The sequence below is a fragment of the Mycobacterium sp. ACS4331 genome (genome assembly GCF_001667265.1).
Classification (GTDB): Bacteria; Actinomycetota; Actinomycetes; order Mycobacteriales; family Mycobacteriaceae; genus Mycobacterium.
On the sequence record NZ_LZHW01000028.1, the window covers coordinates 1 to 24,173 of the forward strand.

Annotated in this window: 24 protein-coding genes; 6 read left to right on the forward strand and 18 right to left on the reverse strand. The window is 68.4% G+C overall.

Annotated features, from left to right (window positions below; translation table 11 throughout):
- The 7 genes from A5727_RS07195 to A5727_RS07225 form a co-directional block, all read right to left on the reverse strand.
- On the reverse strand, nt 1–2,981 hold a 2,981-nt coding region (locus tag A5727_RS07195), incomplete at its 3' end, for a VWA domain-containing protein (RefSeq protein WP_068246833.1).
- Nucleotides 2,981–3,574, reverse strand: coding sequence for a hypothetical protein (locus tag A5727_RS07200; RefSeq protein WP_068246837.1), 594 nt, complete (start codon nt 3,572–3,574; stop codon nt 2,981–2,983). The genes A5727_RS07200 and A5727_RS07195, both read right to left, overlap by 1 nt.
- Nucleotides 3,575–3,626: 52 nt before the next feature.
- The gene (locus tag A5727_RS27380; protein ID WP_068246840.1) at nt 3,627–4,310 is read right to left on the reverse strand and encodes a DUF4190 domain-containing protein; all 684 of its coding nucleotides are present in this window, start codon (nt 4,308–4,310) and stop codon (nt 3,627–3,629) included.
- A 60-nt stretch (nt 4,311–4,370) separates the two neighbouring features.
- Nucleotides 4,371–5,111: a DUF4190 domain-containing protein gene (locus A5727_RS07210; RefSeq protein WP_231991982.1), complete on the reverse strand. Its 741-nt coding sequence runs from the start codon at nt 5,109–5,111 to the stop codon at nt 4,371–4,373.
- A 502-nt stretch (nt 5,112–5,613) separates the two neighbouring features.
- Nucleotides 5,614–6,984, reverse strand: coding sequence for an NAD(P)/FAD-dependent oxidoreductase (locus A5727_RS07215; RefSeq protein ID WP_068246843.1), 1,371 nt, complete (start codon nt 6,982–6,984; stop codon nt 5,614–5,616).
- Nucleotides 6,985–7,034: 50 nt separating this feature from the next.
- Nucleotides 7,035–8,081 carry an NAD-dependent epimerase/dehydratase family protein gene (locus A5727_RS07220; protein WP_068246846.1) on the reverse strand — a complete coding sequence of 349 codons (1,047 nt, stop codon included), beginning with the start codon at nt 8,079–8,081 and terminating at the stop codon, nt 7,035–7,037.
- Nucleotides 8,078–8,584 (reverse strand): nuclear transport factor 2 family protein, encoded by a 507-nt coding sequence (locus A5727_RS07225; RefSeq protein WP_068246850.1) that lies wholly within the window; start codon nt 8,582–8,584, stop codon nt 8,078–8,080. The genes A5727_RS07220 and A5727_RS07225 overlap by 4 nt, the downstream gene beginning before the upstream one ends.
- 103 nt (nt 8,585–8,687) lie before the next feature.
- Here A5727_RS07225 and msrB point away from each other — a divergent pair, with 103 nt between their 5' ends.
- Both msrB and msrA read left to right on the forward strand, forming a co-directional pair.
- On the forward strand, nt 8,688–9,185 hold the full coding sequence (gene msrB, locus A5727_RS07230; protein WP_068246853.1) for a peptide-methionine (R)-S-oxide reductase MsrB: 498 nt from the start codon (nt 8,688–8,690) through the stop codon (nt 9,183–9,185).
- Nucleotides 9,182–9,691 (forward strand): peptide-methionine (S)-S-oxide reductase MsrA, encoded by a 510-nt coding sequence (gene msrA / locus A5727_RS07235; RefSeq protein ID WP_068246858.1) that lies wholly within the window; start codon nt 9,182–9,184, stop codon nt 9,689–9,691. Before msrB ends, msrA begins: the two co-directional genes overlap by 4 nt.
- 49 nt (nt 9,692–9,740) lie before the next feature.
- Here msrA and A5727_RS07240 read toward each other — a convergent pair whose 3' ends face one another.
- The gene (locus tag A5727_RS07240; RefSeq protein ID WP_353612244.1) at nt 9,741–10,193 is read right to left on the reverse strand and encodes a YiiD C-terminal domain-containing protein; all 453 of its coding nucleotides are present in this window, start codon (nt 10,191–10,193) and stop codon (nt 9,741–9,743) included.
- 95 nt (nt 10,194–10,288) lie between these two features.
- The gene (locus A5727_RS07245) at nt 10,289–11,632 is read right to left on the reverse strand and encodes a cytochrome P450 (RefSeq protein ID WP_068246861.1); all 1,344 of its coding nucleotides are present in this window, start codon (nt 11,630–11,632) and stop codon (nt 10,289–10,291) included.
- 113 nt (nt 11,633–11,745) lie between these two features.
- On the opposite strand from A5727_RS07245, the gene A5727_RS07250 reads away from it, so the two are divergent.
- Together A5727_RS07250 and A5727_RS07255 are read left to right on the forward strand one after the other, a co-directional pair.
- Entirely contained in the window at nt 11,746–12,357 is a 612-nt protein-coding gene (locus tag A5727_RS07250; RefSeq protein ID WP_068246864.1) for a TetR/AcrR family transcriptional regulator, read from the forward strand.
- Nucleotides 12,358–12,372: 15 nt separating this feature from the next.
- Entirely contained in the window at nt 12,373–13,536 is a 1,164-nt protein-coding gene (locus A5727_RS07255; protein ID WP_068246867.1) for a serine hydrolase domain-containing protein, read from the forward strand.
- Here the strand turns inward: A5727_RS07255 and A5727_RS07260 are convergent.
- The 9 genes from A5727_RS07260 to A5727_RS07295 form a co-directional block, all read right to left on the reverse strand.
- Nucleotides 13,524–14,036, reverse strand: coding sequence for a hypothetical protein (locus A5727_RS07260; RefSeq protein ID WP_068246870.1), 513 nt, complete (start codon nt 14,034–14,036; stop codon nt 13,524–13,526). The genes A5727_RS07255 and A5727_RS07260 overlap by 13 nt on opposite strands.
- Nucleotides 14,037–14,038: 2 nt before the next feature.
- Nucleotides 14,039–14,500, reverse strand: coding sequence for a PPOX class F420-dependent oxidoreductase (locus tag A5727_RS07265; RefSeq protein WP_068246872.1), 462 nt, complete (start codon nt 14,498–14,500; stop codon nt 14,039–14,041).
- Nucleotides 14,501–14,520: 20 nt separating this feature from the next.
- Nucleotides 14,521–15,846, reverse strand: a complete 1,326-nt coding sequence (locus tag A5727_RS07270) for an MFS transporter (protein ID WP_068246875.1) — start codon at nt 15,844–15,846, stop codon at nt 14,521–14,523.
- Nucleotides 15,847–15,880: 34 nt separating this feature from the next.
- Complete coding sequence (locus A5727_RS07275; RefSeq protein WP_068246878.1) at nt 15,881–16,924, reverse strand: phosphotransferase family protein; 1,044 nt, start codon at nt 16,922–16,924, stop codon at nt 15,881–15,883.
- Between the two features lie 37 nt (nt 16,925–16,961).
- Nucleotides 16,962–18,272 (reverse strand): hypothetical protein, encoded by a 1,311-nt coding sequence (locus A5727_RS07280; protein WP_068246881.1) that lies wholly within the window; start codon nt 18,270–18,272, stop codon nt 16,962–16,964.
- Entirely contained in the window at nt 18,269–18,640 is a 372-nt protein-coding gene (locus tag A5727_RS07285) for a hypothetical protein (protein ID WP_068246884.1), read from the reverse strand. The genes A5727_RS07280 and A5727_RS07285 overlap by 4 nt, the downstream gene beginning before the upstream one ends.
- Nucleotides 18,634–18,798, reverse strand: a complete 165-nt coding sequence (locus A5727_RS27795; RefSeq protein WP_197507613.1) for a hypothetical protein — start codon at nt 18,796–18,798, stop codon at nt 18,634–18,636. Before A5727_RS27795 ends, A5727_RS07285 begins: the two co-directional genes overlap by 7 nt.
- Nucleotides 18,795–20,639, reverse strand: coding sequence for a hypothetical protein (locus A5727_RS07290; RefSeq protein ID WP_068246888.1), 1,845 nt, complete (start codon nt 20,637–20,639; stop codon nt 18,795–18,797). The genes A5727_RS27795 and A5727_RS07290 overlap by 4 nt, the downstream gene beginning before the upstream one ends.
- Before the next feature lie 130 nt (nt 20,640–20,769).
- A complete protein-coding gene (locus A5727_RS07295) occupies nt 20,770–21,306 on the reverse strand; it encodes an STAS domain-containing protein (RefSeq protein WP_157521270.1) in 537 nt (178 codons plus the stop codon).
- Nucleotides 21,307–21,471: 165 nt separating this feature from the next.
- On the opposite strand from A5727_RS07295, the gene glgX reads away from it, so the two are divergent.
- Both glgX and A5727_RS07305 read left to right on the forward strand, forming a co-directional pair.
- The gene (gene glgX, locus A5727_RS07300; protein WP_068246894.1) at nt 21,472–23,616 is read left to right on the forward strand and encodes a glycogen debranching protein GlgX; all 2,145 of its coding nucleotides are present in this window, start codon (nt 21,472–21,474) and stop codon (nt 23,614–23,616) included.
- A gap of 90 nt (nt 23,617–23,706) precedes the next feature.
- Entirely contained in the window at nt 23,707–24,141 is a 435-nt protein-coding gene (locus tag A5727_RS07305) for a DUF2834 domain-containing protein (RefSeq protein ID WP_068246897.1), read from the forward strand.
- The last annotated feature ends 32 nt before the right edge of the window (nt 24,142–24,173 follow it).

Sequence of the window (24,173 nt, forward strand, 5' to 3'; positions counted from 1 at the left end):
TATAAGAGACAGGGGCCCTGGGGTGGGCCCGGCACGGGTCTGGGAGGCCCCTGCTGCGGCGGGCCCTGTGGCGCACGGTGTTCGGGCCGCGGTCCCCTCTGTTCGCCTCCGGGCCGGTAGCCCGCCGGGGCGGGACGGGTGCGCTCGTAGGGATCCGGCCCCTCAGGCGCCGGCGTCGGCGCGTCGTAACCCGGTCGCGCCGGCACTGCCGGCCCGGACTGCGCGGGGCTGGGCGCCGCGGTCGGCGCGCAGCCGTACCCGCCGAACGGATCCGCGGCGCCGAACGGGTCACCGCTCGACGGTCCGGGCCCGTGCGCGGGAGCATCCGCAGGGGCCGAAGGCGGCATCGGCGCAGCACCGCCGAACGGGTCGAATCCGGGCGCTGCCCCCGCGCCGCCTGAATCACCGCCGAACGGCGAGGCGACGTGGGCGCCCGCTTCGGCGGGCACCGCGAGTCCGGCGTGCGTCGCGCGCATCCGCAGTCCGTTGAGCAGGTCGGGCAGCCTGTCGGCGATCTTCGCGTAGATCTGTTCGCGCGCAGCGGTGTCGGTGTTGCCGCTGACGAGCAGCAGGACCTCGGCCTGATCCGCGGGCCCCTGCGGATCGTGCAGCACCACCCACTTGTTGTGCACCGCGAGCGGCAGCACGGCGCGCAGGCCGGACTGGTCGCTGCCGGGCAGTTCCGAGCCGACGCTGAGCCGGCCGTCCGCGTCGACGGTCACATGGCCGGCACCGAAGGGACTGCGCCCCGTGACAGCGCTGAGCACGACGCCGAGCACCTCGAGTCGGCGGACTCCCCCACCGGTCAGGCCCGGCACCGGTTGGATGAGGTCCTTGTCGCGCATCGCGAAAGGCTCCCCGTCGCGCAGCACTTCGTCACCCCGGACCTGGATCGGGATCCGTTCGGCGAGCAGTGGGGTGTCCGGAATCCGGGTCACCCACCATTTGGATGCGTACAGCAGCGCCAGTGGGATGCCGGGGCCCAGCAGCAGGGCCGCGATGAGCACCAGGATGAAGTTGGTGGTGTTGAGCGGTTTGATCAGCGATGCGACGAACGCCACCTCGACGACCTGCGAGTCGCCCGGATCGTCGAGTGCGGCGACGTGCACCGGCACCGTGCCGTTGAGACCGCCGTGTCCGTCGCGGTCGGTGCGCAACGTGACCGTCAGGGCACCGGTCTCACCGGACGGCACCTTCAGGCACGACTCGGGCGAGTTGGCCTGCGCCGTCACGCGCGGGGTCCCGATGTCGTCGGGACCGGCGGTGATCGTGACGCCGTCGGCGTCGGCGATCCAGACACACCCGGGCCCGGTGACGCTCAGCGTCGCGGTGGCGCCCTCGGCGGCCTGCACGGTGCCGAAGTCGATGCGCGCACCCGGTGTGGGCAGACCCAGCTTGGGCAGGATCTGCACCGGCACCTCGACGTCCTGGGGCGACAACTCCGTGCCGGGGGCGATCTGGCCGCCCTGCGGATCCAGCGCGGGCGCCGTCGTGATCACCAGCGACATCCTCAGCACGGCCCGCCCCGGTTCGACCGCACTGAGGTCCACCGAGACCGGCTTGCCCAAATCCTCTTTGGTCGCGGCGTCGACGATGCCGATGGGTTCCGCACCGTCGGGCACGAGCGTGGCCGACAGCGTCGCGGTGCCGGCGAGGTCGGCGGCCGACACCGGCTTGTCCTTACCGTCCACCAGTCCGAACTCGAGATCCTCGACCACCTGACCGCTGCGCCAGGACACGTCCTTGGCGTTCGACAGGGCCGGGAAGATGTCGGTGGTGATGTGAATGTTGACGCGCGACACCGCGTCGGCGTGCTCACCGGTGGTGTCGACGTAGACGATCGCCCACTGCCCGGCCCAGGCCGGTGTGCCCGAATTGACGATCGAGATGGTCTGGGCGGACTCGGACTGCCACTCATAGTGGACCGCGATGCCCGCGATCTCGGCGTCGGACCTGCCGTCCCTCTTCGGCAGTTCCAGCGTCTCGCCGCCCGGTGCCACCAGATACGGGACGACACCGGGCATTCCGCCGGATCCGAGGATGTTGACGGACTTGATCGAGCGGTCCAGCACGAAGTTGTGCCGAGCTTCCGGGCACACCTGCAGCTGGCACACCGGGCCCTGCCGGTTCACCCCCGGATCGGGGTTGAGCGAGTCGAATGCGAACAGCATGTCGTCGATGTTGGCAACGGGGTAGAAGTCGCCCGGCACCGGATCGGTGATCTCTCCGCACCTTTTGCCGTTGAGCCCGGTCCCCGTGCTGATCGCTGACATCACATCGAAGTCGGCGGGAGAGTTGTTGGCGCCCAGGCCGATTCCGAGCATCACGATGTTGGATGAGCGCACCTGATCGGCCAGTCCGCCGGGCCGGCAGATGGATTCGATGGCGCGCTGGCGGATCTGCTCGACGTTCGCGGGGTCGTCGAGATCGATCCCGTCGGCGTAGGGCTTGGAGCCGGGGCGCGGTGTGAAGTCGATCTTTCCGTCGGAGAACCACGCGATCGCCTGGCAACGGTCCGCACCACGTCCGGCCAGCGCCTGCCGCGCACCGTCGAGGGCCAGCCAATAGTCGGTGTCTATGCCGGTGTTCTTCGACGCGATGTCGGACAGCGCTGCCGCGGTGCCGTCGGCGCTGCTCTCGGTGAGTCGGGTCCAGTCCTTCTCGGGTGTGTAGGTGTCGGCGAAACCGGCGACCGCGACGTCGAGGTTCGCCCCGACGCGGTCGGCGTAGCGGCCCAGGGTCTGCAGCAGCGGTTTGGCCGCGGCCACGCGCGCCGCATTCGGGTCGGACTGCTGGAGGCTGCTGGATTCGTCGAACAACAGCAGCAGGTCTCCGGCCTTGGCCGACGCCAGACACGCGCCGAACCGGTTGGCGCCGCCGGTGTTCGCGGCGTTCGCGGCGGGGGTGAACCCGGCGAGGATCAGCATGGCGACCAGAGATCCCACGGTCACCCGCGCACACAGAGTCGTCAGTCGAGTCATCACAGTCTGCCTGCCCACAACGCGATCTGCCACGCGCCCAACGCGATTCCGATGAGGCACACCGCGAGCACGGCCCAGTACAGGTTGGCCGCCCAGCCGGGTGCCGAATAGATGGTCTCCGTGCGCCTACGCGTGTCGATCCGGGTGTAGGTGGCCAGGGCGCCGATGGCGACGGGGCCGGCCAGCAGCCACCCGGTCAACGCGGTGACAAGCAGGCCGCCCGCCAGTGCCCCGGCGAGCGCGACGACGACCCCGGCGATCGCCAGGCCCAACGCGATGACGAACCAGATCATCGGCGGACCCGACGTCGTCAGCGCCCCGCCCGGCGCGACGCCCGACCCCGGCAGTCCGAACACGTCTCGTTCCCCGGCCGGCTGCCCGAAGGCGCCCGGGTGCCCGAAGGCACTCTCCGGGTTGGGCCCCGCAGGCGCGTGCGCCGACGGAGGTTGGTCGGCCCAGGGGTCGAAGCCACCGCCGGGGATCGAGGGCGGTCCCTGATGCGGCGCGGGCGCGCCGCCGAATGCCTGTGGCGGAGTGCCGCCCGGTTGACGGGCGGGACCGAAGTCGCTGAAGTCGAATGGGTTCTGGCTCATGCCCACCTCGTCATGGGCGCACGACGGCGCCGCTGTCGGGGATTACGTGTGGTCATCGGTAGGGGTCCAGACAGACGGTCACAGCGCGGTTCGGGGAAGCCGCGGCGTACACGGTGCCGCACTGCCCACTGTCGGCGACGCGTTGTGTGACGGTGTAGACGCCGTCTCGGTGCTGGCAGTCGACCTTGAAAAGGTCTAGGGCATCGTCGGATTCGGTGCTGCGCCGCTGGACCTCGACGCACGTGCCGATCGGCACGGTGGCGTGGTCGACCTTGACCCGCGGCGGCGCCGTGGGATCGGCGGTCTGGGTGATCGTCGTGGGGCGCGGTGGCGTGGTGCCGGCCGTGATCATGGTGGGGCTCGTCGAGGCCGTGCTCGTGCCCGACTCGTCATCGGTGGTCAGCCACCAGATCAGGGCGGCGATCAGCGCGGTGCACATCAGGTAGCCGATGATCAGGCCCGCGACGGCGGCCGGCCTGCCCCGTTCGCCGGTGCGTCTGATCTGGGGCAGCGCGAGATGACCCAGCGCAACACCCGCGGGCGGCAGCACGAAGGCCAGCACCGGCGACAGCACCGCAAAGGTGTTGAGCGGCGGTCTCTGCGGCGCGGGCGTCTGAGGCCCGGGCGGCGCGGGATACCCGAACGCACCGCCGTACGGTGTGGAGTACCCGGGTCCAGACGGCGCGCCGAACGGGTCGTGCGACTGCTGCTGGAAGGGATCACCCCCGGGATACATCTGGCCACCCTCCCAAAACCTGTGCCGCGCAGAATCTCCGACAAAATCCCCCCGAACCCGTCATCCGCGGAAGTCCGATACGCAGGCGAAGGCGGTCATGTCGGGGTTGCGCAGCGTGTAACCGTTGCAGGCATCGGCGTAGCTGGCGGTCAGATCAACCCGCAGCACCCCGTCGCGGATCTGGCAGGGGGTCCGGTAGATGTTGATCAGATCGACGCCCTGCTCGCCGGGTTTGGGCCGCTCCTGGACGACCTCGACGCAGTCGCCGATCCGCAGCTCCTCGACACGTACGGTCGGCCGCGCCGTGGGTGGCGGAGTCACCACGGTGGTGCGGGTCGTGGGCGGTGCGGCCGACGTCGTGGTGGTGGTCGGGGCGACGGCGGCCGGTTCGGGATCGGGGTCGCCCCCGAGCACCAGCCACAAGATGAGCGCCACCACGGCCAGCACCATGACGAGGTACGACAGCGTCACCCCAATCAGGGCGCGCTCCCGGCCACGCTGGCCCGTGCGCTTCACCTGGGAGAGCGCGATGTGCCCGAGGACCGCGCCGACCGGCGCGAAGAGGATCGCGAACAACACCGACAACGTCGCCAGCGTGTTGACCTCGCCCTGCGCCGGGGGCGGGGGTGGATACGGCGAGTACCCGCCGGGCCCCATCGGCGTGCCGAACCCACTCTGGGTCACCGGCGGCGCACCTGGACTTCCGAAGGGGTCGCCGCCGAAGGGATCGTGTTGATGTCCACCGAAGGTCATGCCGCTGTCCCGCCGCCGACCCAGCACGGACAGAGCAGCAGCTCCCACCTCATCTGCTGAGCCACTGAACCCCCTACCGCCGTGGTGCTCGCAGAGCAATCGTTCAGCAAGCCTAGTGGCACACCCGACAGCGCGGGGGCGGGAGTTGCGCGCAGGCTCTGCATCGTGACCTGCGCGGTGCCGAATGCGCGGGCCGGTGATGCCGAGGACCGCATGACCCACCCACCTTTCGCCGCCGCCGGACCCAGACACAAATGCTACGGTTTAAACCGTAGCATCGCAACATGTCAATGGGGAACGCCCTCACATACTGGGCAATCATGCGGCATGGCGATCGAGCTGAGCTACAGTTTTCTGCGCGAACGCACTGGGTCCCTCAGCGGCGATCGTGGGCGCACACAGTCCGCCACGGCACCGTCACGCGCTGGGCGCGTTCGGCAGCGTCGGCCCTCGACTTGGTCCGGGAGGCCACTGAGGAGCACCGAAAACGCCGTCCGCGCCCGCGTGGTCGGCGACGGCAGCGAAACGATGACAGAAAGTGCCACCGCACCTAGGGGCGGCGGGCGATCCGATCGGCCACGACCGCGACCGGCGACGTGCTCGCGCGGCCCCGCGCCTCATGCGCATCGGCCACCTTGTACGCCTGATACATCCCCCGCACGCCGAGCCAGCGCAGCGGTTCGGGTTCCCAGGTCCGCGACCGGTGGGCGACCCACGGCATGTGGACCAGGTCGGTGTCGTGAGCCAGCACCAGGTCGGCGAGCGTGCGCCCGGCCAGGTTGGTCGCGGTGACGCCGTGGCCGACGTAGCCACCCGCCCACCCCAGGCCGGTGCCGCGGTCGAAGTCCACCCCCGCCGTCCAGTCCCGTGGGACCGCCAGCGCGCCGCACCACCCGTGGGCGATCTCGGCCCCCCGGGTCTGCGGCAGCAGCGAGTTGAGCACCCCGGTCAGGTACGCGATGGTCGCCGAACTGACCTCGCCGTCGCGATCCAGGCGCGACCCATACCGATAGGGCATCGCGCGTCCACCGATCGCGATGCGGTCATCGGCCGTGCGCTGGGCGTAGAAGAAGCCATGTGCGGTGTCCCCCAACGTTTCCCGGCCTTCCCAACCGATTGCGTCCCACACCGTGGTGTCAAGTGGTGCGGTGGCGATCATCGCCGAGCTCATCGGCAGCCAACGGCGTTTGAGCCCGGGCAGGTTGGTGGTGAATCCCTCTGTCGCGCGCAGGACCACCGGAGCCCGCACCACACCGTGCTCGGTCGTGGCGCGGCCCGCGGCGATGTCGGTGACTCGGGTCCGCTCATACAGCCTGACCCCCATCCGCTCGACCACCTCGGCCAATCCCTGGGCGAGCTTGGCGGGCTGGATGCGTGCGCAGTGCGGCGTCCAGCTCGCCGCCACCAGGTCACCGATCGCGACGCGCTGTCGCGCCTCGTCCGCGGTGAGCAGGACGGTGTCGGTGTTGCCCCAGTCCCGGTCGGCTTGGACCTCGGCACGCAACCGCTGCGCCTGCGGTTGGTTGCGCGCGATCTCGAGCGTGCCGCCCTTGACGATGTCGGCGTCGACACCCTCGCGCCGCGCGACGTCGATCACCTCGTCGACGGCGCCGTTGAGCAGGCGCTGCCAGGCGACGACGGCGTCACGGCCGTGGGCGGCGGCCAGCAGCCCACGGTGTCCCGGCGCCAGTCCCGAGAGCCAGCCTCCGTTGCGTCCCGAGGCGCCGAACCCGGCGAACCGTTCTTCCAGGATCGTGATCCGCAGGTCCGGTGCCGCCCGCTTGAGGTAATACGCGGTCCACAGTCCCGTGTATCCGGCCCCGACGATGCACACATCGGCATCGGTGTCACCGGGCAGTGGGCTGCGCGGAGTCGGCAGCTGTGAGAACCAGTGCGACACCCGGCCATTGATCGTCGGCATTGGACGACCTTAAAGCGCACCCCGGTGGTCCGTGCGCACCACCGGCGGGATCACGGGTTGGACGGTACGCCCTTGGCCTTTCGCCGGGCCTCACGCATCTCGGCCCAGAATCGGGCCGCCTCACGGATGGACTCCTGCACCGGCCGTGGCTGCCAACCGAGTTCGGTGCGGGCCTTCGTGCAGTCCACGGGGGCCTCGGCCCGCATCAGTCGCACCGACGGCAACGTCAGGTGTTCGTCGGTGCCCTTCAGTCGGGCTCGGATCGATCCGAACGCGGCCATCGCGTACAGCACCGGCACGGGGATGGACCGCTTCGGCGCAGCGACGCCGGCCTCGTCGGCCGCAAGGGTGACGACCTCACGGTTGCTGATCATCCGTTCCGAGATCAGGTACCGCTCACCGACCCGGCCGCATTCGGCGGCCAGGATCATCGCGCGGGCGGCGTCTTCGACGCCGACCGCCTCGAGTTCGATGCTGTCGAGGATGAACGGCAGCTTGCCGAACACCGTGCCGGCGATCAGCGCCCCGTGCGGCGTCATGCCGTAGTCGCCCCGGCCATAGGTCGTCGAGACGCACATGGCCACCGCGGGCAGACCACGTTCGCGGGCATACCGCAGCACCAGATCCTCGGCCTGCACACGCGAACGCACATACGCGGTCAGGCCTTTCGGGTCGATGATGTCGTTCTCGGTGGCCACCCGGCCGCGCTTGCGGCCCACGGTCGAGTAACTGCTGGTGAACACGAACTTCTTGAGCGTGCCCGCCGCGGCGAACTCGGCCGCGATGTCGAGAACCCCGCGCAGGCCCTCGACGTTGGTGCGGAACAGCGGCGACGGATCACGCAGCCAGGCCCGGGTGTCGACCACGCAGTAGTACACGACGTCGCAGTCGGTCATGGCCGCGCGGATGGTGTCGGTGTCGAAGATGTCGCCGACGAACCGCGTCACGTCGAGGTCGTCGATGGCCACCGTGTTGGCGGTGCCGCGCACCGTCACCCGCACGTCCTCGCCGCCCTGCACCAGTTGCCGCGTGACGTGCGAGCCGAGGTAGCCGTTACCGCCGATCACGAGCTTCGGGGCGCGTTCGGGGGTGCTCACCGACCTCCCCCGAACTTCTCGTACCAGGCCGCGGCCTCATCGTCGAGCGTGCCGAGTTCCCGCGCCTTGCGGCACCATTTGGACGCGGCCGCCACGAAGCGCAGCGGGTTGTAGATGTCCTCCTGGCGCGACCACTTGCCGTCACCGGCATAGGTGACGATCGAGATGTTGGTGGCGCTGATGATCGTGCCGTCCCCGGGGTCGCGCATGGGGTTGTCGAGTTCGCAGATCACCCGGCCCGTGGCCTCGTCGTACACGGTCCACAGCGACGGGAACGCGGTCATGTAACTGCCCGGGAACACCGACATTGTGCGGCGGATCCAGGTGCGCACCTCGTCGCGGCCGCGCATGGTGCCCGCGGCGTGTTCGATGTAGAGCACATCGTCGGTGTAGTGCTCCACCCACGCGTCCCAGTCCTGCGTGCGGGCCGCCTCCGCCACGTCCTGCTCGAAGATCTCAAAGGCGGCGGCGAGTTCATCTCTGGTGAAAACCGTGGCCGTCACACCAGAACTAGAACACGTTCTATCGCGGTTTGTCGAGGGCCTGACCGCGGAACTATTCGGGGACCGCGAGCGGTTATACAAGCACCGCATCAAGGAAGGACGCATGGCCTACACCAAGGATCCCGCCGCGGTCGACGCACTGTCACCCGAGCAGTACCAGGTCACTCAACGCAATGGCACCGAGCGGCCGTTCACCGGCGAGTACTGGGACCACCACGAACCCGGCATCTATGTTGACATCGTCTCCGGGGAGCCGCTGTTCTCCTCGCTCGACAAGTTCGACAGCGGCTGCGGCTGGCCCAGTTTCACCAGACCGGTGGCCGCGGACAACATCATCGAGAAGCGTGACTTCAGCCATCTGATGATCCGGACCGAGGTGCGTTCCGCACACGGCGACAGCCACCTCGGGCACGTGTTCAACGACGGCCCGCGTGAGGCGGGAGGGTTGCGCTACTGCATCAACTCGGCTTCGCTGAGATTCATCGGTGCCGATGACCTCGAAGCCCAGGGATACGGCGAGTACGCCGCACTCTTCGCGGGGAAGTCCGGCGCCCACGAGCCCGACAACACCGAGCACGTCAGCAGGGAGGACGACAAGTGAGCAACAACCAGACCGCGATTCTGGCCGGCGGCTGCTTCTGGGGCATGCAGGACCTGATCCGCAGGCAACCCGGGATCATCTCGACGCGCGTCGGGTACACGGGCGGTCGCAACGATCACCCGACCTATCGCAATCACCCGGGCCACGCCGAGGCCGTCGAGATCGTCTTCGATCCCGCCCAGACCAGTTTCCGCGACATCCTGGAGTTCTTCTTCCAGATCCACGATCCGAGCACCAAGGACCGCCAGGGCAACGACGTGGGCACCAGTTATCGGTCGGCCATCTTCTACGTCGACGAGGAGCAGAAGCAGGTCGCGCTGGACACCATCGCCGATGTGGACGCCTCGGGTCTGTGGCCCGGCAAGGTGGTCACCGAGGTGACCCCGGCCGTCGACTTCTGGGAAGCCGAACCCGAGCATCAGGACTACCTGGTGCGCTACCCCAACGGCTACACGTGCCATTTCCCGCGCCCGGGCTGGAAGCTGCCCAAGCGCGAAACGGTTTGACGAGTTGTCCAGCGGCGAGCGTGAACCGCGGTTCACGCGCGCCGTCGGCCTAACTGGGGTGCCTGCGGATCTGGTACTGACCGTGCGTCTTGGCCACCACATTGCCCCCCGCGTCGGTCACCACGGCCTCGACGATGTAGTCGGCCTTCCCCTTTTCGTCGGCCTCGGCCTGCACGGCCACGATGGTGTCCTCGTCCAGGCTCGCCTCGGCCCGCAGGTCGGTGGTCGCCATCCCGAGAAACCTGATGTCGACTCCCTTGACCAACGGGAAGAACCTGGTGGCGTCGAAGCTCGACAGCGCCAGCATGCCGCCCAGAATCTCGGCCACGGTGAACACCACGCCGGCGTACACGACGCCGAAGTGGTTGCCGTTGCCCTCGACGGGGACCGTCGCGGCGGCGAACCCGCGGCGCGACTCCGCGGCCCGGACGCCCATCTGGTGCGCGGCCGGGATGGTCGTCGCCATCCGGGAGTTCATCTGGTCGATCACGGATTCCGTCACGCACTCGATAGTGGCATGCCGGGTTATTTCAGTGCACTCTTTCGGCCTCCGTGCGAGCGTCCGTGCGGCTGGGTTGCACCCCTCGCGCGTGCCCGTCAGCGCACTCGGCGGTGCACCACGACGCGCCCGCCCCTCTTCGGGGTGAACGCCACACCGCGCGAGTGCCACTTCTCCGGCGGCGCGGACGTGGTGGCGATGGTGAAGTGCCGCAGCACTGTTCGCAGCACCACATCCATCTCCATGTTGGCGAACGCCGCACCGACGCATCGCCGCGTGCCGCCGCCGAACGGAATCCAGGCGAAGACGTTGGGCCGTGCGCCGATGAACCGGTCGGGGTCGAAGCGGTCCGGATCCGGGAACTCGGTGGGATTGCGGTGAGCCTCACCGATGGCCACCGACACCGAGAAACCGCGCGGGATGCGCCACTGCCCCAGCTCGACGTGCGGCGCGTAGACATGCCTCCCGGCGAAGTCGATGACGGTGCGGTTGCGCTGCACTTCCAGGATCGTCGCGGCGCGGTACTCACCTTCATCGGTGTCGGCTTCGGCCACCAGCTTGGCCAGCACCTCGGGATGACGCGAGATCCGCTCGAAGGCCCACGCCAGCGTCGAGGCTGTGGTCTCGTGCCCGGCCGCCAACAGGGTCAGCAGCTCGTCACCGATCTCGCTGCGCGACATGGGTGTTCCGTCCTCGTACGTGCTGCGCAGCAGCAGCGCCAGAACGTCGGTGCGCTCGTCGAGGTGCGGGTCCGCCCTGGCGACCTCGATCAGGGTGTCGATCGCGAGGTTGTACTGGCGCCGATACTCGGCGAACCTTCCCCATGGCGTCCACCGCCCGTAGGTGCGCGACGGCGTGGGGAGCACGGCCAGACGTGAGCCGAGCGTGACCCACGGCGGAATCACCTCGCGCAGCCTCTCCAACTCCGCTCCGTCGGCACCGAAGATGGCCCGCAGGATCACGTTCAACGTGATCCGCATCATCGGTTCCAGCGTGTCGAACTCGCGGCCCAGGGGCCAGGAGGCCGACTCACGCAGGGTCTCCTCTTCGACGATCGTCTCGTAGTTCTTCATCGCCTTGCCGTGGAACGGCGGCGTCAGGAGCTTGCGGCGCCGCCGGTGCTCGACGCCGTCGAGCGCGAACACCGAACCCGGGCCGAAGACGCGACTCAGATTGGGCTGAATGTTGCCCAGATCCTCTGGGCTGGCGGTGAACACCTGCTTGGCCAGCGCGGGATCGGTGACCACCACCATGTGGCCGAACACCGGGACCTTGAGGGTGAAGGCTTCGCCGTAGCGCTTGGTCAGCGCGCCGATCGTCTGCCGCCGGAACAGCGCGTACCCCAGGCCCTGCAGCACCGTCGGCAGTCGACGCGGACTCGGGGGCAGAAGTGCGGTGTCCACTGCATCATCGGCGCCCAGGCCGATGAGGGTTTCGCTCATGCCGACGCCTCCCGGGGCGGTTCGTGGTACCGATGCGTACCGCTGCGATTTCGAGGTACGGTACCGGGTGGTACCACGTTGCCGCAAGGGTTACCGAGGATTGGAGGACAGGGATGACGTCGGTCGCCGGCACTCCGATCCCGGGCGTCATCACCTCTGAGGCGGATCCGTTCCGCGCACGCCTCTTCCGCGGCCTGGTCGCCTCGATCAACGAACGCGACTACCGCGAAACCACGGTCGCCGACATCGTCCGGCACGCCAAGACCTCCAAGCGCACGTTCTACGCGCACTTCGCCAGCAAGGACGACTGCCTACTGGAACTGCTCGACGACGACAACATCCGCACCATTGCGGCCATCCGCGCCGCCGTCGATCCCGAGGCCGACTGGCGCACCCAGATCGCGCAGGCCATCGATGCCTATGTCAGCGCCATCGAGGCGCATCCCGCGATCACGCTTGCCTGGATCCGGGAGTTTCCCGCGTTGGGCCAGGCCGCACGCCCCGTACAGCGGCGCGGGATGGGCCGTTTCATCGATCTGCTGATCGACATCACGTCCGGCCCGGGGTTCCGTAACGCGGGCCTGCCCACGGTGCCCCGGCAGACCGCACTGATCCTGCTCGGCGGGTTGCGGGAACTGACCGCGCACACCATGGAGGACGGTGAGGAGATCCGCGGTATCACCGAGGCCGCCGTGCACGCCTGCATGGGCCTGATCAGCCGCTGACAGCGAGGAGCTCACGTGACATCCGAGGTGACCCTGGCGAATTGGCAGACGGCACCGCATCTGCGCTGGGCCTTTCAGAACCTGGCTGCGGTCCTGCCCACCGCCGACATCTCCCACGGGAGCGGACCGGTGGCCGAATTGCCGTCCACCCCTGTGGAACTGAGCCAGGTGACGCTCCTCGATCCCGCCCAGGGCACCGAGCGCACCGTGGCCGACGTGATGGCCTCGACCGACACCGACGGGTGGATCGTCACGCATCGCGGACGTGTGCTCGCCGAGCATTACTTCGGCGGCATGAACCCGCAGTCCGTTCATCTGCTGATGTCGGTGAGCAAGTCGCTTGTGGGCACCGTGGCCGGCGCGTTGGCGGATTCGGGGCAGCTCGACGTCGACGCCGAGGTGAGCCGCTACGTTCCGCCGCTGGCAGAGTCCGGGTATGCGGGTGCCACCGTGCGGCATGTCCTCGACATGCGTTCCGGCATCAGGTTCTCCGAGGACTACCTGGACCCGATGGCTGAGGTGCGATTGATCGAGCAGGCCATCGACTGGGCACCGAGGACGGTGCCCGACCTGCCCACCTCGATGTATGACTATCTGGTCACGCTGCGGCAGGAGGGTCCGCACGGCGGACCGTTCCGGTACCGCTCCTGCGAGACGGACGTGCTGGGCTGGGTGTGCGAGGCGGCCTCGGGTGAGGCCATGCCGCAGTTGATGTCTCGGCTGTTGTGGACCCGGATCGGGGCGCAGCGGGATGCGGTCATCGGTGTCGACCGCGCCGGCACCGGAATGTTCGACGGGGGCATCAACGCATGCCTGCGCGACCTGGTCCGGTTTGGCTGGGTGTATGCGCGCGACGGAGTCTCGCTCACCGGCGCGCAGGTGATCTCCCCCGCCTGGGTGACCGACACCCTAGTCGGGGGCACCGACTCTCGGACGGCCTTCGAACCCGCGGCGGCCCGCAACGGGATGCCGGGCGGGATGTATCGCAACCAGTTCTGGTCACCCCGTCCCGGCGGCGAGGTGCTGCTGTGTCTGGGCATCCACGGGCAGATGATCTACATCAACCGGGCTGCGGACATGGTGGCGGCCAAGCTGTCGAGTTGGCCGCTTCCCGAGGAACCCGCAAAGCTGGCCCCGACGATCGCGGCGTTCGACGCGATTGCGGATCAGTTGCGCTGAGCCGACATTCGGGACGGCAGCACGAACCCGAAGGGGCGCGGGAAGCCCACCCCGCGCAGCCGGCCGTGCCGGATATCGGCAGCCGGGACCAGGCGGGTGGCACCGGATGACGGTTCCCAGCAGGCGAATCCACCCGCCCGCCACTCCGTCAACAGCACCCAGTGTCGCGGGACGAACCGGCCCACCAGCATCGGCACCGGATAGCCGAGCAGCACAGCCTCACGCACGTCGAGCAGCGCATCGCCACGAAGCCGGCGGCACCGCCACCGGTAGGTGTTGCCCGGCAGTGCGCGCACCATGCCCAGTGGCGTCGTGCCGAGCAGGCGTGGCCACCACCGGTTCAGGCTTCGGTGCAGTCGGGTCTGCTCGGCGTCGAACCACCCGGGCCGCCCCAGTTCCTCGGCGTAGCGGTCGTCGAGCAGGGCCGCGGCGACGATCGCCACCGATGGACCACACGTGAAGCCGTCGCGCTGTTGAAGGCGCAGATGCTCGAACCGCACGGCTACTCCTGCGGCGGTGGGAACCCACCCGTGGCGACCGGCCCCCACGCCTGCGGGGTCACCCGGATCAGGCATTTGCCCTGCTCGACCATGGCGCGACGATATTCGTCCCAGTCGGAATGCTCACCGGCGACCGCGCGGAAGTACTCGACGAGCGGTTCCACGGCCTCGGGCAGGTCGATCACCTCCGCGGGCCCATCGACCTGCACGTACGGGCCGTTGAACTCGTCGGAGAGCACCACGACCGACGCGCGACCGCTGCGCCGGATGTTGGTGCTCTTGGCCCGCTGCGGGTAACTCGCGATCACGAGCCGGCCCGCATCGTCGACTCCACCGGTCACCGGCGAACTCTGCAGTGTGCCGTCAGCGCGGAACGTGGTGAGCACCATGCGATGCCGGGGCCGGACGAAGTCGAGCAGTTGGTCGAGGTCCACCCGGTTCGCGGTCGCGTAGGTTCTGGCCATGCCACCCACTGTAGGAGCCGTCAGCCGCTGACGTGGCTGCCCGCGTTGCGCGGCAGGCGCACGGACTCCACCAGCGTCACCGCCATCAGGGCACCCAACACGAGGTACGTCAGGGAGTACGAGGTCAGCAGGCTGACCGCCAGGGCGGCGACCGCGACACCGAGACCGGCGGCCAACTCCTGGACCGAGGCGTTGAGGGTGTTGGCGTGGGTCAGGTCGTCGCCGTCGACGTCCGAGAACGCCAGGCTGTTGTAGGCCGTGAACCCGATCGACCGCAGCGCCCCGCTCAGGAACAGGATCACCACAATGATCGCGACGGGAAGCTGTGGCTGCAGCAGGGCCAGCAGCGCGAAGGTCGCCACCGATGCCAGACCGTTCACCACGAGCACACGTCGAATACCGAAGCGCCGCATCAGCGGAGTGGTCGCGGGTTTGATCGTGATGTTGCCCAGGAACAGTGCGGTCACCATCAGGCCGGCCGCGAACGGCGACCAGCCGAACTCAAGCTGGAACTGCAGTGGCAGCAGGAACGGCACCGCGGTGATCACCAGGCGGTACAGCGACCCGGCCGACACCGTGGTGCGCAACGTCCGCACCCGCAGCACCCTCAACTGCACCAGTGGCGCCGCCGCCCGAAGCAGGTGCCACAGCGCCGCGGACAGCAGCGTCACCGCGGCGACGGCACCCACTCCGACGTGCCACCAGTCGGTGCCGCTGATCCGGATGCTCTCCAAGGTCAGCAGAAGCGATGCGATTCCGGCGCCCACGAGCACGGTGCCGCGCCAGTCCAGCGGCTTGACGGATTCTTCGGGGCCTCCTCGGATCAGCTTGAGCGCCAACAGGAATCCCACCAGGCCGATGGGCAGATTGATCAGGAAGATCCAGCGCCATGAGCCCAGGGTGGCGATCGCACCGCCGAGCGCGGGAGCCACCACCGGCGCGGTGAGCGCAGGCCAGGTCAACAGCGCGATGGCCCGTACCAGGTCGGTCTTGCTCGTGGACCGCAGCACGGCGAGTCTGCCGACCGGAACCATCATCGCCCCGCCGACACCCTGCAGCACACGCATCGCCACCAGCATGGGCAGCGACGTGCTGGCCGCGCACCCGAGGGAGGCCACTGTGAAGATCGCGACCGCGGCGATGAAGACGCGGCGGACGCCGAATCGGCGGGCCAGCCAACCGCTGACCGGGATGAGCACCGCGACCGTCACCAGATACGCCGAGATGGCCGCGTTGACGCTGACGGGCGCCACGCCGAACGAGTCGGCGATGAGCGGAATCGCGGGCGCGATGATGGTCGCGTCGAGGATCTCCATGAAGAGGGCGCCCGCGACCAGGAGCGCCATCCCCTTCGGGAAGCCGGGTGAAGTCATTCCTGCGTCAGTCGCCGTCCAGGATCTTCTCGATGCGCCGCGCGCAGATGCCGCTGAGATCGGTGTCCGGCAGACCCCATCTGGTGCTGAGTCTCAACATCCCGATGGCGAGCGTCAGCGGCGCGGCGACCTCGTAGAACGTCAGGTTGGTGAGGTCGTTGCCCGTGCGCTCGCGGTACCGGTCCAGCGTCTCCTCCCGAGTGGGGGTGCCCGCCGCCGGTGCGTTGTCGTCGAGCGGGCTGAGCATCCAGTCCGTCATCAACATCCAGGCCAGGTCCGCGGCCGGGTCACCGACATGGGCGATCTCCCAGTCCAAGACCGTGGCCACGGTGTGGTCCGGGCGATACAGAAGGTTCGACATCCGACTGTCACCCCAGCAGAGGACCCACGACACCGGGTTGTGTGGGTGCGCCTCGAGCCAGTCCAGGCCGCGCACCAGACTCGGGTGCAGGGGGCGGTCACCGCGCGCCCAGTCCAGGCCCGACCTCAGGTACCCGACCATGTCCGCGACGGACGGCCCACCGAGCCGGTCGGGCTGCAGGAATCCCAGTCCGTACTCGTCGGGATCGATCGCATGGATGTCCGCGATCACATCGACACACCCGTTCCACATCGCCGCCCGGCCGGCCTCGTCGGCGTCGGCGAACGGACCCGAACAGTGGTAGGCCGGCATGTCCGTCAACCCGAGCACACCGTCCACCCGGTCCATCACGTAGTAGGGAGTGCCCAACTCGTCGGTCGATGTCTCGAGCCAGCGCACCGCGGGCACCGGGATGGGCGACGACGCCAGCCGCTGCATGACGAGGTACTGCCTGCGCAGATCGAATTCGGGCAGCATCGGGTGCTCGGGTGGCCGGCGGAACACCAGCCCCAACGTCGGCTGCGGCCCGTCCACTCCGACGAGGTCGAACAGGAAGGTCTCGTTGGAGTGCCCCGCCACCGGCACGCGCCAGTCCACGATCTCGGCCCGCGCGGCTCCCGCGATGCGCCGCCGCACGATCGGTTCCAGCGCCGCGGGCAGCTGATCCGCGGCGAGCGGAGCGGTCGGCATCGACAGGTCCTCCGTGGGGGGTGGCGAACTGCACACGTTACCCGCCGAACAGCAGATACAGCCCGGTGAACGTGTAAGCCACCATCACCAGCATCATCGCCAGCTGCCCAGTGAGCTGGTGTCCCTTGGGCAGCAGCCGCAGTGCGGCGTCGTGGGCCGCCATGACCCCCGCCATGTGTCCGGCCACCACGCAGCCGACTTTGACCGTGGCCAACACCCCGGGATGCGCCGAGAGCACGTAGTGCACGTCGGCGTGGCCCAGACCCAGCAGGTTCCAGCCGTGCCCCAGGGGATCGGCCAACCGGATCACCGCGGCCTGACCGCGTTCCACCAGATAGGTGAGGTAGTGCGCCAGCACGTAGCCGATGACGATCGGGATCAACGAGTGGGCGAGTTGGCCGGGCAGCGCGCGCCGCCGAACACGGTCGAGGCCGCCGGTCGCGCGGGCCGCCAAGGAGAAGGTCACCGCGACCGTGGCGATGAACGCTGCGAGTCCCAGCGTCCGTAACGGGGTCGCAGCCCAGGCGGGGTTGGCGTCGATGACATCGCGCCACGCGGGCGTGGCCGAGAAGCTGTCGAAGGCGGTCGATCCGAGCAGCACCGCCAGCATCGTCACCGTGCCCGGGCGCACCGGCAGCGACGGCAGGTGGTCGAACGGATTACCCACCACCAGCGCCCCCGCAGGGTTTCGCCGAAGGGGAGACAGTCGCGACGCCACCATGCTGTACGCCTCGAACGGATCGGCGCGGGCGAACCACGTCCTGCCGAATCCCGCTGCACCGCAGACCATCACGAGGACGTAGACGAGCAGCCAGATCTTGATCGCGGTCACCGAACCCGGTTCGGGGCTGGCCAGTTCGAGCCAGACGAAGGCGAACAGGCCCAGCGCAGCAGGGAAGAAGCCCCACGTACCCGGGTAGGTCCATCGCGCCGGGCGACGCCCGGCGCCGGAGAGGTCCCAGACGGTGCGCACCGGTGAGATGACTCGCCACACCGGTCCGGTCAGCACCGACACCGCCACCAGACCCACCCACAGCAGCACGTAGAAGGCTCCGGGCAGCACGTTGCGGTCGTCCTGCGGCCCGGCGAATGCGCCCCAGACCACCCACACCGTGAACGCCAAGGACAGCACCGCGGCCGCCCCACGCACCCCACGCGAGTCGACGATCCTGGTGACCACGGCGGGCAACGGGCGCCCGGGCGCGTCCGGATCGAACTTCGGCCGGCGCCAGGCCAGTGCCACGACCGCGAACGTCGCGGTCAACGCCCAGGCCGCACCGATCAGGGCATAGGTCAGCGGGATCGGAAGGTCGGTGGAGCCACCGAGCCCGTGCGCCAGCAGCGTCACGGGCGGACGTCGATGACGGCCACGGTGCGGTGCAGATGGTGCAGTTCTACCTCCACCCGTCCCGGCACCTCCACGGTGAACTCGAAGTGCTGGTCCGGACCGACGGCCACGTCGAAGGTGCGCTCGGGCACGGCGTGCACGTGCAGTTCGTCGGCGGCGTCGCTGTCGACCGTGAACGTGATGGGCTCCCCCACGGTGGCCGAAAGCCGCTGATTGACGGGAGTGACCGTGCCGCCCGCGATCGTGACCTGCACCGCGGCGTTGCGATGTTCGGTCGAGGCACTGGTCGGTGCGGGCTCGGTGGATGTGGTGCCGCATGCTGCCAGCATCACGATGCACAGCGCACCCAGCGCGCCACGAATCACCATGAATTCTCGTCGGTTTCATCGGGGCCGGGATTGGGGTCGGAGTTGGCCCCGGAGCGCCGGTCGCGCAGCGCGATGAACAGCACCACGCCGACGACCACCACGGCGGGCGCCAGCGCCGGCAGGGCCAGCAGCAGCGTGTGGTCAGCCAGAATCGTCACGTTCGCGGCAACACCTCTGGTCGCGGCGCCTGCAGACGCGCCGGGGCCGGATCACCGCGATTGATGCGGCCCGCACCCCAGCTCAGCGCCGCGATGAGCGCCAGGGTGCACACCAGCACCACCAATGAGGCGGCGCTGAACAACCAGGACGGGTGGTCGAAGTTGCGTTCCCGCTGCAGGATGGTGATCTCGGGGACGAAGTCGCGACTGAAAACCGATTCCGCCGGTATCCCCTCGGCGCCGATCCCCGGGTCGGCCGGCAGATAGATCGGCACGCCCGCCATGGTGGCACCGTCCTGCACGCGCAGCAGGGTCTTCCATGTCCCCCACACCGGGATGGGCTGCGTCGAACGGTAGTGACCGTCCCCGACACGCTCCAGCTTGTCGATCACCAGGCCGCGGTTGTTGGCCAGGCCGCCCTGCCAGGACAGGATCGTCACCCATTCGGGGTCGTCCCCGATCAGGTCCGGTGGCGTGATCCGCACGTCGGCGGACACCATCCGCTGGCCCGGCTCGGCCGGCAGTTCGGTCAAAGTGAACGCGGCAGAGGCATTTTCGGGCACCTCGGTGCGCAGGCCGCTGGCCACCGCGCCGCCGATGGCCAGCACGGCCAGCAGCACGCACGCGATGCCGACCGCGGGGCGCGGAAGCCGTTCACCCGTCAACACTTTCGCGAGAAGAGCGCCGCAGGTTCCCATGAACACCGCGACCGGCACCGCCATCGCCACCGCTTCGGGCCACATGCTCACCGACCACGGATAGTGATACACCGTGGCGATCCAGAAGGACTCCAGCCACAGCCCCACCGTGCCCACCGCAACGCCGGCGACCGCACCGAAGGCGATGCGCCGCTTGAGCAGTGGTGTGAGCGCGACGAGTTCGACGACGATCGCCGGCCCCAGGTACAGCGGGAACCAGTTGATCGGCGCACCGAGCACCGGTCCCACCACCAGAGCCACGGCACCACGCAGCAGCACCGACAGCAGCGCGGCGGCGATCGCGGCACCCGGTCCGAGAACGATGCGCGCGGCAACCAGTGCCAGCGCGGCCGCGCCGGCGATCATCATGGGCTGCAGCACCAGGCGGAACTGCTCGACACCGAAGTCGTACTCGATCTGGTAGACCGACAGGCCCACCACCAGGCCGCCGAACGACAGGTACCGCATGAAGGTGATGCCGCGCCCATCCTGTGGCGCGTCGTCGCCCAGGTCGTCGCGCATCGCCCGGCGCCCCTCGTATTCGAGGAAGAGCACCGCGATCAACGACAGACCGGCGCCGCCGATCAGCATCAGATGCGTCGGCCCCCAGAGGGTGACGTCCTGCCCGAAGATCCGGTGCCAGATGTCGTCGAGCGGAAAGCCGATCAGCGCGTACAGACCGCACACGGTCATCAGCACCCCACCGACCGGCGCATACCAGGTGCGGGTGATGCGCACCGCGGAGGCACCGGGCTTGTCATAGGGCAGGACCACCGCCGACAGCCCGGCGATGAACAGCATGAACAACCCGACGAGAATGAAGTAGTGCGCCGGGTTGGCCAGGGGACCGGAGTCCCGGCCGTTGCCGATGTGCAGGCTGACGTCCCAGATGAAGCCGAACAGCGCGCAGATCAGCGTCGCGGTGAACAGCACGATCTGCAGTGCCACCCACGGTGGCCGTTTGAATCGTCGCCCCAAACGTTCCGCCAGGGTGTTCAACCACGTGATGCGGCGTTGGCGGTGCTGCCATCCGATCAGAAGCAGGATCGCGGTGACGACGGCGGCGGCGACCGACAGTCCGATCACCTGGTCAAGCGCGGCCCCCCCGCCCTCCGTGGTCGCGGCCCGGAGTGTGATGTTCATAACCCGAGTATGGAGGTGTCGGTCCGCGTTTCTGGCAGGTTCGCCACAATCTGCTCACATCGCCGGTATACCGTTGACGCAGGCGACAATTCGCGTCGCCGAGGCGGAGCCCACGCAGGCGGGCGTGCGGTCATGACGCCGCGGGAGTCGTCTCCCGACGAAGAATCCGCAGAGCCGCGTCCACCGATCCGGCCGTGCGAATCACACCCTTGGGATCACACACCCGCAGCGTGCGCCGCACCGCCGCGCTGGCGACCACACCGCATTCCGTCCGATGCAGCTCGAGATCGCCGTACAGTGCGGCCAACATCGAACCAGCTTGAACTCCAAGGAATTTCACTTCCCCCAAGTCGATGACCAGGCGCCTGTTCGGCCGCCCGGCGCGGCGGATGCACTGTTCGAAAGCGATCACATTCGCCGCGTCGATCTCGCCCGTCGCGGACACGGCGACGGTGTCGGTGTCACAGTCGCGCGTGGACAGGCGTGCGGTGCGGCATTGAATCGGCTCCGCTGTGCCCATGTATTCCGCGGCGTCCACGGATGTGGTGACAGTCATGATGGCCCCCATCAGTCGATGAAAATTCGTCCTGTGGATTCGCCAGGGGCAGGCAATTGCGACCCCACTAGCCGTCTCGATGCAGCTGACGCTTCCGATCGGCTGTTGCACTCAACCTGTTCTCCAGGCTAGCGCAGTCGGTGCCGCATGGCGAGGGCTCGAGGTTTCCCGGAGGTCAAAAGGGGGCACGTTCGGCGTGGTGCGCGGCAACGTCGCCGAGTCGCTACCGTGACGAGCGCGCCGTGCGAAGGTCTACTTGGAAGTGGGTGAGCCCGGTTGGACAAGTCGACGACAGCAGTCTCCTCGACAGTCACCGAGATATGGCCAGGTAAGGCCTATCCTCTCGGGGCGACATATGACGGGTCGGGGACCAACTTCGCGGTGTTCAGCGAGGTCGCCGAGCGGGTCGAACTGTGCCTCTTCGATGCCGACGGCACCGAGACCCGGGTGCCCCTCCCCGAAGTCGACGGCTTCGTCTGGCACGGCTTCCTGCCGGGCATCGAACCAGGTCAGCGCTACGGTTATCGCGTCCACGGCCCCTATGACCCCGGCGAAGGACACCGCTGCAACCCGAACAAGCTGCTGCTCGATCCGTATTCGAAGGCCATCGACGGCACCTTCGACTGGAATCAGTCGCTGTTCGGGTACGACTTCGGCGATCCCGACAGCCGCAACGACGACGACTCCGCGGCGAGTATGCCGAAGTCGGTGGTGATCAATCCCTATTTCGACTGGGGCAATGACCGCCCGCCGCAGCGCGAGTACGCCGATTCGGTGATCTATGAGGCGCACGTCAAGGGCCTGACCGAGACACACCCCGACATCCCCGCCCAGAGCCGCGGCACGTACGCGGCCATCGCCCACCCCGCGATCATCGACCACCTGCAGGCGTTGGGCGTCACCGCCATCGAACTGATGCCGGTGCACCATTTCGCGAACGATTCCACGCTGATCGACAAGGGACTGTCGAACTACTGGGGTTACAACACCATCGGGTTCCTCGCCCCCGACGCCAAGTACTCCTCCAGCGCGACACCCGGGGGGCAGGTGCAGGAGTTCAAGGCCATGGTGCGCACCCTGCACGAGGCGGGCATCGAGGTGATCCTCGACGTCGTCTACAACCACACCGCCGAGGGCAACCACCTCGGACCGACGCTCTCGATGCGGGGCATCGACAACGCGGCCTACTACCGCCTGGTCGATGATGACAAGCGCTACTACATGGACTACACGGGCACGGGCAACAGCCTCAACGTCGGTCATCCGCATTCCCTGCAGCTCATCATGGACTCGTTGCGCTACTGGGTCACCGAGATGCACGTCGACGGATTCCGGTTCGACCTGGCCTCGACGCTGGCCCGCGAGTTCTACGACGTGGACCGCTTGAGCACCTTCTTCGAACTCGTGCAACAGGATCCGACCGTCAGCCAGGTGAAGCTGATCGCCGAACCGTGGGACGTCGGTCCGGGCGGATACCAGGTGGGGAACTTCCCGCCGCAGTGGACCGAGTGGAACGGCAAGTACCGCGACACGGTCCGCGACTTCTGGCGCGGCGAGGCGGCCAGCCTCGGCGAATTCGCCTCCCGCCTGACCGGATCCGCGGACCTCTACGAACACACCGCGCGCCGGCCCGTGGCCTCGATCAACTTCGTCACGGCCCACGACGGATTCACGCTGCGGGACCTGGTGTCCTACAACGAGAAACACAACGAGGCCAACGGCGAGGACAACAACGACGGCGAGTCCCACAACCGGTCGTGGAACTGCGGGGTGGAGGGGCCGACCGACGACAAGGACATCCTCGACCTGCGGGCCCGTCAGCAGCGCAACTTCCTGACCACACTGCTGTTGTCGCAGGGCGTGCCGATGATCAGCCACGGTGACGAACTCGGCCGCACCCAGGACGGCAACAACAACGGGTACTGCCAGGACAACCCGTTGACATGGGTGGACTGGTCCGAACCGGACGAGGATCTGCTCGCGTTCACGGCGAAGGTCGCGAACCTGCGCGCCGAGCACCCGGTGTTCCGCCGCCGCCGCTTCTTCACCGGTCGCCCGGTGCGCCGGCGTGGCGCCAAGGGTCTGCCCGACATCTCGTGGTTCCGGCCGGACGGTTCGGAGATGGATGACGAGGACTGGGATTCCGGCTTCGGCAAGTCCGTCGCCGTGTACCTCAACGGACAGGGCATTCCGGATCTGGACCCGCGCGGCCACCGCGTCGTCGACGACTCGTTTGTGCTGTGCTTCAACGCGCATCACGAACCCATCGACTTCACGTTGCCGCCCAGGGAGTTCGGCGCACAGTGGACCGTGGTGATCGACACCGCGACTCCGGAGAACGGGCACGGGGAGGACGTGGTGGCCGCGGGCGCCACGGTCAAGGTCGAGGGCCGCGCGCTGGTGGTGCTGCAGGCGGCCTGACCCAGCCCGTCCGCGTCGAATGTGCGGCCTTCCGGTGATTTCTGAGCGTTTCGCCACGGAATCCTGCACATTCGACGCAACCTGTGAGGCATGTCGACATCCCGCAAGACGCTGTGCGCCCTCTACGGCGTGATCGCCGTTGCCGCCCTGATCGCGACCTGGAGCCAGAACATCGCCTATCTGGAGGCCAACCCGCTGCGGTTCCTCACGAACTTCTTCGGGGACACCAGGGCCAACGAGGCCTCGCAGTCGATCACCGTCGACATCGTGCTGCTGTTCCTGGCCGCCGCGATCTTCATGGTGATCGAGGCACGCAAGCACGACATCGCCCTGGTGTGGCTCTACATCGTCGGCGGCATGCTCATCGCGATCAGCGTGACGTTCCCGCTGTTCCTCATCGCCCGGGAGCGCAGGCTGGCCGCCAAGGGGGACGTCAACCCCGCGCTGCCGGTCCTCGACAGGGCCCTGTTGGCGGTGTTCACGGTGTTCGCGGCCGTCGCGGTGGTGTGGGTGGACATCGCGTGACCAGCCCGCAGTAGACACTTTACGAAGTCTGT